General features: G+C 39.1%; 10 protein-coding genes and 1 pseudogene. 8 read left to right on the plus strand and 3 right to left on the minus strand.

Annotated elements, in window-relative coordinates:
• Window positions 1-325: DUF5776 domain-containing protein (locus tag HMPREF0519_RS03925; RefSeq protein ID WP_003634830.1), on the plus strand; the 325-nt coding region annotated here is incomplete at its 5' end.
• Between the two features lie 135 nt (window positions 326-460).
• On the opposite strand, the gene HMPREF0519_RS03930 is transcribed toward HMPREF0519_RS03925, so the two are convergent.
• From HMPREF0519_RS03930 to HMPREF0519_RS03940, 3 genes and pseudogenes are all read right to left on the minus strand, one after another.
• A complete protein-coding gene (locus tag HMPREF0519_RS03930) occupies window positions 461-847 on the minus strand; it encodes a hypothetical protein (protein ID WP_040472663.1) in 387 nt (128 codons plus the stop codon).
• Window positions 840-1,161: pseudogene (locus tag HMPREF0519_RS03935) on the minus strand (acetyl-CoA carboxylase). Before HMPREF0519_RS03935 ends, HMPREF0519_RS03930 begins: the two are co-directional and overlap by 8 nt.
• Complete coding sequence (locus HMPREF0519_RS03940; RefSeq protein ID WP_190870498.1) at window positions 1,154-2,455, minus strand: Y-family DNA polymerase; 1,302 nt, start codon at window positions 2,453-2,455, stop codon at window positions 1,154-1,156. The pseudogene HMPREF0519_RS03935 and the gene HMPREF0519_RS03940 overlap by 8 nt, the downstream one beginning before the upstream one ends.
• A gap of 247 nt (window positions 2,456-2,702) precedes the next feature.
• Between HMPREF0519_RS03940 and HMPREF0519_RS03945 the strand changes: the two genes are divergently transcribed.
• From HMPREF0519_RS03945 to HMPREF0519_RS03975, 7 genes are all read left to right on the plus strand, one after another.
• On the plus strand, window positions 2,703-3,071 hold the full coding sequence (locus HMPREF0519_RS03945) for a DUF5776 domain-containing protein (protein WP_233419319.1): 369 nt from the start codon (window positions 2,703-2,705) through the stop codon (window positions 3,069-3,071).
• 405 nt (window positions 3,072-3,476) lie between these two features.
• The gene (locus tag HMPREF0519_RS03950; RefSeq protein ID WP_003634835.1) at window positions 3,477-4,160 is read left to right on the plus strand and encodes an N-acetylmuramoyl-L-alanine amidase; all 684 of its coding nucleotides are present in this window, start codon (window positions 3,477-3,479) and stop codon (window positions 4,158-4,160) included.
• 96 nt (window positions 4,161-4,256) lie between these two features.
• Window positions 4,257-4,712 carry a DUF2975 domain-containing protein gene (locus tag HMPREF0519_RS03955; protein WP_003634836.1) on the plus strand — a complete coding sequence of 152 codons (456 nt, stop codon included), beginning with the start codon at window positions 4,257-4,259 and terminating at the stop codon, window positions 4,710-4,712.
• Between the two features lie 146 nt (window positions 4,713-4,858).
• Window positions 4,859-5,053, plus strand: coding sequence for a hypothetical protein (locus HMPREF0519_RS03960; protein WP_003634837.1), 195 nt, complete (start codon window positions 4,859-4,861; stop codon window positions 5,051-5,053).
• 149 nt (window positions 5,054-5,202) lie between these two features.
• On the plus strand, window positions 5,203-6,093 hold the full coding sequence (locus tag HMPREF0519_RS03965) for a lectin-like domain-containing protein (protein ID WP_003634838.1): 891 nt from the start codon (window positions 5,203-5,205) through the stop codon (window positions 6,091-6,093).
• Entirely contained in the window at window positions 6,090-7,628 is a 1,539-nt protein-coding gene (locus HMPREF0519_RS14040) for a DUF5776 domain-containing protein (RefSeq protein ID WP_003634839.1), read from the plus strand. Before HMPREF0519_RS03965 ends, HMPREF0519_RS14040 begins: the two co-directional genes overlap by 4 nt.
• Window positions 7,629-8,014: 386 nt before the next feature.
• Window positions 8,015-9,251, plus strand: a 1,237-nt coding sequence (locus tag HMPREF0519_RS03975) for a peptide ABC transporter substrate-binding protein (protein ID WP_003634840.1), incomplete at its 3' end; no start/stop codon positions are given.

The following is a 9,251-nucleotide window of genomic DNA, read 5'->3' on the forward strand; positions in this document are numbered from 1 at the left end:
TGGTAAGTTGAGGTATCGTGTTCAACAATATAATCCATATACTCGAAAGTATGTTAAAGGAACTAAAGGTTACATCACGAGCAGTACCAAGTATGTTGTGCCTGCCTATTATCAAACAGTTCCAAAGAGTAAAAAGATTATGATCATTAATCGTAATGGTGTTAAATCATATAAAAGGGCTTCTTTGACGAGTAAGGTAAGAAAATATAAGAAAGGTTCCTTGCTAAAAGTTAAGAAAGTTGTTAAGTACAAGTATTCAACTCGTTATGTTTTGAGCAATGGTCAATATATTACTGCAAATAAGAAGTTTGTGATTCAAAAATAGTTACTTGGTTTTAATTTTATCAGTTATATTCTGATAAAGTGAGAAAATATGGTATCTAAAGAGATGCAGCTAGGACAAGAGAGTTATTGTCCTAGCTGCATCTTTTAAAAATGGTAGCTAAGTTAAATAATGAGTTTAACGTAGGTATGTCTGTATACGTTCAACATGCCGAATATCATCAATAGAAACAGCCTTTTCATCATCGATGATAATCTTGTCGCTATGATAACCGTATACATGCGTTTGAATATCGGGGAGCTGATTACCGTTTGCGTCCAACTCATTTAGTTGAAGGCTAACCGCACGGTGTCGTTGATAAGTTTCAGCTAAGATGGCTGTGATGGTTTCGAGAGATTGTTGGGATTTGGGATGATAAACTTTTTGATCTTTGGCTTCTTGTTTATTTAACGCCGCAGTGTGATCTGATAAATAGAAACCTTGCCATTTCACCATGCCTCGATCATGGTAATCATGTTCAAAAAAATTGTTAACAACGTCCATGTCAAAATGATCATTATTCAAGTTGCTCACGCCTCCATTGAATGACTTTTTGGGTAGAAGGCCACTTCATACCTGCAAAACCGGTAAACTCGATTGTCAGGTTTGGTTTTACTCCTTAGCCCTTTAATCACTTGTTCCAAATAGGAAAGGTCATAGTTAATAAGCTTATGTAGCGGTACTGATTTCAAACGTTCCCCTTGTCGCTGACTGTTAAAAAAGAAATTGTAACTTTGGTCGTATGGATCGTTGTTAACCAGTATCCAGTAACGGGTACGACTTATTCTTTTAAATAATTTTTCCATTCGGCTATAGATAATATCCAAATCATTATTCATAAGAATTTCCTCCATTGTGTCCGCCAACCATCTTTGAACGTTCAATTGCTGTTCCGCCCGTGGTTAAGCTGGTGGCGTAGACTAATTTGGTGAAGCCAAACTTTTGATGGATTTCATCAATGACATAGCCCAGCTTTTCATTCTTTATTTGTCGGTTGGGATTCATAAACAAATCCAACTGTTGGTGCGTATCAGGGGTTAATCGACTCGTGTAGACAGCAATATTACGGACTGCTTGACCGTTCCAATCTTGGCGAAACATGAAAATTAACTGCTTAACGATTTCACGATTGTTATTGCATGGTGGCAGCCTCAATGCATGATGAAAGCCGCCACGACCGTCTTCTGCAATTGCCGCATATGAGAAGCCGATGCTGAGTGATAGACAGCTTGCGAGTTTATGATGATGACGCAAACGCGCAGCAACCTGTTCACCGATTTCTTTAATGACCGTTTCAATTTCCTGCTGACCGAGGTAGTCGCGAGGCAGTACTTGGGAGTTACCCAAGCTGGCGGATTTAGTAACCGGCTTATGGCTGACTTTGGAACGATCAACGCCCCATGCCGTCGCAAATAGTTGTTCACCAATAACACCCATTTCTTGTTTTAATAAATAAGGGTTTGTGTGGGCAAGTTCGTACATGTTGTGAATGCCGAGTCGATTGAGGTGCTTGGCTGTTCTATTGCCAATTCCCCAAACATCGGTTAGGTTATCAATCGGCCAAATTGTTTTCGGAACGGTTTCGTAATGAATTTCGCCAATAAGTTCAGAGGTATGCTTAGCGTAAACATCGAGGGCAATTTTGGCCTGAACCGGATTATCACCAATCCCAACAGTGGTGTAGAGCCCCAATCTTTTGCGAACGGTTTTTTGAATGACGCGGGCAACCTCACGAGGAGTGTTACCAAATAATTTCCATGAATGAGTCATATCAACAATGCTTTCGTCAATTGAATAAGGCCAAACGTCCTGTTCGGAAGCAAATTCAGTGAAAATCTGATTAATCTGTAAATTGCGTTTAATATAAAGATTCATACGTGGTGGCACCACACATAGCCGAGGGTCTTGAGGTAGATTTCTTTGCCGGGAAACGTTGGCTTTGAGATGGAATAATCGTTTTGCTTCAGGAGAAGTTGCCAAGATAAGGCCGCCGTTCGTATTTTCTTGTTCGCTAAGAACGACCAATGGTATTTTGAGTGGGTTGAAGCCACGTTGGACCGCCTCACAACTGGCGTAAAATGACTTATTATCGATTAAAAAGAAGACACCGTGTGGCTCTTTATCTATGAACATCATCATCACTTCCCCCAATGCTTTGATTATTTTAGTGTGAACGTAAACCGATATTTAATGTGCAAAACGCTAGATCTTAAAATGCTTTAAGACCGTCAAAATATTAATAATAAAAGTTACCAACCGAATGTTTGTTTGCTCATCTCTATGATACGAACGTACGTTTTAAATGTCAAGATAATTTATAAAATAAATAAAAAGCATATTACTCAAACTGATCTCATATGGAATGTCTATTTTGGGTAATATGTTTTTTATGTTTGTTGTTACCGGATATAAACGCACTAGCAATAGCACTTTGAGATACAAGGTTCGTGATGTGAACCATGGTCGCAAGACTGCCGGCAAGAAGGGCTATATTACTGCCAGTCGGAAATATGTCGTACCGGTATATTATGCTAGTGTTCCAAAGTCCAAGAAGATTACTGTGATTGCCAAAAAGGGCATCAACACTTATAAATCAGCTAACTTAACTGGTAAAGCTAAACACTATAAGAAGGGTGTTCGTTTAACAGTTAAGAAGTTGGTTAAACATAATTTGACCACGCGTTATCAATTAAGCAATGGCAAGTATGTTACAGCAAATAAAAAGTTAATTATTGCAGGTAATTACTAAAATCAGTTACGGTTATCAGCTGTACTGAAAGCAAGTTTAACGTAAATAAGTTCTTATCAAGTCTGTATTGACCTGATAAGAACCTATTTTTAATATTGTTTATTTACTGTACTGATAAAAATAAGTGATGCTATAAGGATGACTTATCTTTGTTGGCTTAACATCAAGATATTCCTGACAATTGTTGGAATGGCAATTCGGGTTTTACTTAATTTGGTGCTGCTCTTAATAACTATGGTTAATTACAAATAATCGCTTTGGTTAATCAACCGGCATCTCGAAAACAACTGGGACGGTTTAATATAACAATGCGTCCTCAAAACGCACAATTCAAAAAATATTAATGGCTTATGAGTGGCTAGGGTATACTAGAATGGTAAAGGTAAAAGTCTGAGGGGGCTAATCATGAGAAAATCAAGAAATGTAATGGTAGTATGCATAACATTACTGGCGGTATTAGTAGTTGGATTTACATACAAATTATCTGTGTCAGCGGCTGAAAAGCCAACTACACAGACTGTTAAGTCGACCAAACCCATGCATCATTATTTGTTGGTAATGGGGCATGGTGCCGGTGATCCGGGCGCTCGCGGTAACGGGACAACCGAAGCGCATTTTATGCGGGCAAAATTATTACCTGAGCTTCGAAAATATGCGAAAGAGGTTAAGCACAGCAAAGTCACCTTTTACAATCCCAAACACGACATTGTCCGTGACACGCTGGTCTACCATAAGGGATCTTATAAAATTAACAAAAAGACCACGGTTATCATGTTCCATTTGGACTCGGGCAGCGGTGCATACGCCCATGGTGGACATGTTATTATCCATCGACCGACACCAACCAAGCGTGATCGACGACTTGCTCAGGTTATTAAAAAATATGTCGGCCTTAATCCTGCCTATCACGGCTACAGTTACCGAACCAATTTGCGAAACTGTAATGTTTTGCGCCGCCGGGGTATCGACTATAGTTTATTGGAGACTGGCTTCATCACGAACAAACACGATTTCAAAAAGATCAATCATAATCTCGATAAAATTGCCAAGGGCTATATTGAAGCGATTACGGACGAAAAGCTCGAGTAAGTTTGTGGTTTGCTTAAATTTTGACTTGGTTAGGCGACACTTGTTGCTTAGCTGAATGAGTGGCGCTACGCTTGGGCTTAGCTAAGGAGGAATCGAATGATGAAATGGTTAACTTCTTTTTTAAAACTGGTTTTAGTTGGTCTTGGACTGGGAGTTTTGCTCCTATGTGTTTTGGCATTCCCAGCGCTTTTAAAAAAGCTCGGCGTCATTTATCCACAATATGTTGTTGAACGTTTATTGTTTATGACGAGTCTATATACTTCAGCGATTCTCTTCTATGTCGCTGGCATAAATGCTTACCGGATTCTAAATCTGATTAATCAGCATAACGTTTTCTCGGTTACGGCGATTAACGCCATTGCCCGAATTAAGAAAATGATTCTTGGGATGGGGATCTGTTACACACTTTTCCTGCCATTTATTTATCGGGTTGCCGATAGTGAAGATGCACCCGGCTTAGTTCTGATGTTCGGGGTCGTTGCCCTTGTGCCATATGTTGTGTCAGTGTTTGCGGCCATTCTTGAAAAGCTGGCAAAACAAGTTGTCCTCTAGATTTGATATCATTATTTTAATAAAATAGGTTCATTGGATTAATTAATCTTGATGGGTTTTAATATAAAAATGAAGCAGGTACTCTATTAAGTAGGGTATCTGCTTCATTTACTTATTGTGTATCTGATCGGTAACTGGACACTTTGATGGCAATCTTTCATGAGGTTACAAAGAAACAGATAAAACAATTAGTTATCTTATCGAAACTTGCAACAAAGGCGATTAAAACGGCCGGACAGCGGATCACTGCACTTCAAAATACTGGATTCAAGTCAACCAAAGAAGCCCTGGTTGGTCATGACGGGACAAAGTACGGAGATTACTTTGTATATGATTTATAAGATATTCCGTGAAATCAAAAGGCTATCGAAAGCTGTTAATAATAATGGTGCATATTAATTGCCTTAAGAATGAGGACGATGTTAACATTCAACTGTGGTAAACATCTATTTTTATTGTAGTGGTCTGTTAAATTAAGGGGTACATCATCATGAAAGATAAATTCTCGGGGAACTTGATTAGGAGAGGAGCAAGTAAATTATTTCGGAATGGCATCCTGCTGTTTTCAACATTTTTGATAGTGGGTACCTTTACGGGATATGACAATAAGGGTGTTCAAGCTGATGCAAATAATGTAAGCGCTTCCCAAAGCGGGGCTGACGGTACCACGATTCCCATCAATCAAGATAACTTTTTAAAGTATTTTGAATTGGCTGGCGCATCCAGCTATGATGCTAAGACTGGTATTGTTACTCTGATTCCCAGGACGAACTCAAAAGATTCTGGAATTGCCTATTTAAAAAGTAACATGGATATGTCAAAATCTTTTTCAATGGCGGGTGCCATTCAAGTGATCCCAAGCGATCCTAATGATCAAACAAGGGGGGTTGGGGATGGCATGACGTTTGCTTTTCGTCCTGGGGATCCAACCAAAGTTGGCAACTTTGGCCAAGGAATTGGGGTAGGCGGTATTGAAGGCGCTTTTGGAACCGTTATTGATACGTATTATAATAACTGGAATCAAGGTGGCAGAAGTCTGATGGATCCGGTTCATTCGCCATACATTTCTTTCTTCAAAAACATCGACAAATCCGGTATTGGTAAGAGTGATTCAACAGACAGGATTCCTAATTCGACTATTTCGAAATCCGTTATTGGAACGCCACAGGCCTTTCGCTACAGTGACTTTGGAAAGGGCGAAATTTGGCTGCCATTTTCTATTTCTTATGATGGCAATACGAAAGAAATGACCTATTCTTTGACCGTTGGTGATAAGATTCTTACCAGTACGAATAATTTTTCTACTGAGATCCCAACGGCAGATCCTTACATGAATTTTGCCATGGCTGGCGCAGGCGACTTGGCTGCCGGTTCAATGTGAAGGTTAGTTCGATTAATTATTCAGTTGTTGGTGTTGTAAACGTTCATTATCTGGATGCGGACACGGGCCAGGAAATTACGGGCGTTCCCGTTGAGACGCTCAAGGGGGCCCTTAATACCAATGCGACGATTAATCCACAGATTGACAGATTAAAGCAAATGGGCTATCGACTGGATAGGATTGTTGCGCCGACTACGTATAATTATGATAAAAATACACTTCCGTTTGGAGGCGGGACAGAACTTTCAGAATTACCTTATCAAGATGTGCTGCAAAACGTTCAGTTCTTCTTTAAGAAAGATATTGAAAAACGTTTATCAATCAAGGTGGTTCACGTAGATGCCGATAATCAGGATAAGCCGATTGGTATCGATGATGAAATAAGTGGGGACTTTGGACAGGTGGTCACCATTCCAAAACAAGCCATTGAAGGATATACACCTGATTCAGCTAACCCGATGACCTATAAACTTGGTAGCTTAAATCAGGATGGACAAACGACTACTCAAATCGTATTAAAATATCATAAAGAAGATAGTGGTGCTGCAACGCCTGGACCAGCCTCCTCATCAAGTAGTGACAAGTCCAGTATAAGCAATTCTTCATCTGTCGTAAGTTCGAGTTCGTCATCAACTGGCTCATCTTCAGCCAAGCCAGTTGCAAGCTCATCTCAGGCAGGCAATAGTTCGGCGACAACACCATCTAACGATTCGTCGAGTGGTTCGATGACTTCGACAGGTTCATCTTCTACTCAAATGACTGGCAGCTCGACTGCTCCCAACGCGAGTTCATCAACAATTAATACAAGCACTGGTTCCGATATAAATTCAACTTTGCCAAAGTATGTTGCCGCAAAGAACACTGCTGTCTACTCATTGAATAATATTTATCTTTACAAAAAGGCTGATTTCAATTCCAAAGAACGGTTGGCGAATTATGTGAAGAAGCCGCGTATCTATCGACCAATGTTTGTAGTGACCGGATATTCAAGATCTATGACTGGCAAGTTGCGTTATGAAGTTCGTGATGTTAACCATTTAAGTTCAACGGCCGGCAAGAAGGGCTATATCACGGCAAATTGGAACTATGTTCGTCCGGTTTATTACGCAACAAAGCATTCAACAATTACGGTGATTAGCCCACGCGGCGTAAATGCATACCGGAAGGCTAATTTAACAAATAAGGTTGCTAATTATCGTCAGGGATCAGTCTTACGGATTAAAGGAATTGTTAAACATAATTTGACTACTCGATATGTTTTAACGACTGGTAAGTATGTGACCGCTAACCGTAAATTGGTTAACATGGGGCGTCATAAGCAGGTGAAATTCATTCGCACCAAGCACACGATTAATCGTTATGGCAATGTTAATTTGACTAAACGAAATCGGTCGATTGCTAAGAATAAAACAGTCAAGGTCTATGGCTACGATTATTCCTACGGTCATGATGTTATCAAGCATGGCATGTTACGCTATCATGTAGCTGGTGGGTATATTACGGCCAATACAAAATACATTCATGTTTTAAAATAGAAGCTGAAAGAACCATTAAATAAATATAGTCCCTCTGTGGTTATTGAGATGAGATATAAGTCGTCTAATAATTGCAGAGGGATTTTTAGCATCAATAAATGGTGGTGTTACAAAGAGACTATCTATAATTTATCTAATCTAACAGGTTAAATCTGCAAAAAGAACTTTAAAAATTAAAACATTATTCCCCCCTTACTACTCATAAATATATAATTAAATAAAAAGCTTTTTAGTCACTTATTTAGTCATAAATCCCCATTGTCATCGGTCTTACATTGAATACATACGAATTACATCGAGATGTGACGTTGACAATTCATGCAATTTGAGATTATCATTAGAAACATTATAATTTGATTGTAAATAAATGAGATGAGGGGCTTTTTATGGAAACTAAAAAAATTAAAAAAACGGCTGCTATGCTATCGGTTTTAGGAATGACACTTTTATTAAGTGCCTGTGGGAAATCAAGCTCTCAAAGCTCAAAAGATTTAGCTTCGAATCAGAAAATTAATTTAGCAACCAACGCTGAATTAACAAGTTTAGACCTTTCCAAAATATACGATAAAAACTCCTTCATCCAAATTGATGAAACGTGTGAAGGACTTTACCGTTATGATAAAAACGGGAATGTTGAACCTGCTCTGGCAACAAAAACCAAAATTTCAAAAAATGGTAAAACCTATACAATCAATATTCGTAAGAATGCAAAGTGGAGTAATGGTGATCCAGTCACTGCCAACGATTTTGTTTACTCATGGCAAAGAGCGGTCAACCCCAAGACCGCCAGTCAGTATACGTATTTATTTGAAAATATTCAGAACGCAAATAAAATTGCAAATGGTAAACTTTCACCTTCCAAGTTGGGGGTGAAGGCTAATGGTAAGTATCAGCTTGAGGTCAAGTTAGCTAAGCCAACGACGTATTTTAAAATGGTAATGGCTAGAGAAACGTTATATCCACTGGATCCTAAAATTGTTAAAAAGTACGGTTCGAAGTATGGCACCACTTCTGCTAAAACGGTTTATAACGGGCCCTTTAAGAGCGTCGGGTGGACGGGAACCAATGACAGTTGGGAACTAGTTAAAAATTCAAAATATTGGGATAAAAAGGCAGTCAAATTATCAAAGATCAATTATCAGGTTGTTAAGCAGCCCAGTACCGCGCTTAATTTATTTCAATCCAATAAGCTTGATTTAATCAATTTGGTCGGTGAACAGGCATCACAAATGAAGAACAATAAGGGTGCGACCAAGCGACCATTGGCGGCAACTGAATACCTCCAATATAATCAGCGCAAGAAAGTATTTAAAAATAAAAATTTGCGATTGGCATTCTCGTTGGCAATTAATCGAAAACAATTGGTTAACAAAGTGATGCAAAACGGATCGGTAGTATCTCAAGGATTTGTTCCGGCACAATTTGCCAAGAACCCGCAAACAAAAGAAGATTTCGCTAAAGAGGCTTATGTTCCCAATACGGTTTCATATAATTTGGCAAAGGCCAAGAAACTATATCAGACCGCCTTGAGCCAACTTGGGAAAAAGCAACTGAATGTGATTATCTTGGCGGCTGATGATGATCAAACTAAAAACGTCACTGAGTTTATTCAAAGTCAACTCG

The organism is Lentilactobacillus hilgardii DSM 20176 = ATCC 8290, assembly GCF_000159315.1.
Classification (GTDB): Bacteria; Bacillota; Bacilli; order Lactobacillales; family Lactobacillaceae; genus Lentilactobacillus; species Lentilactobacillus hilgardii.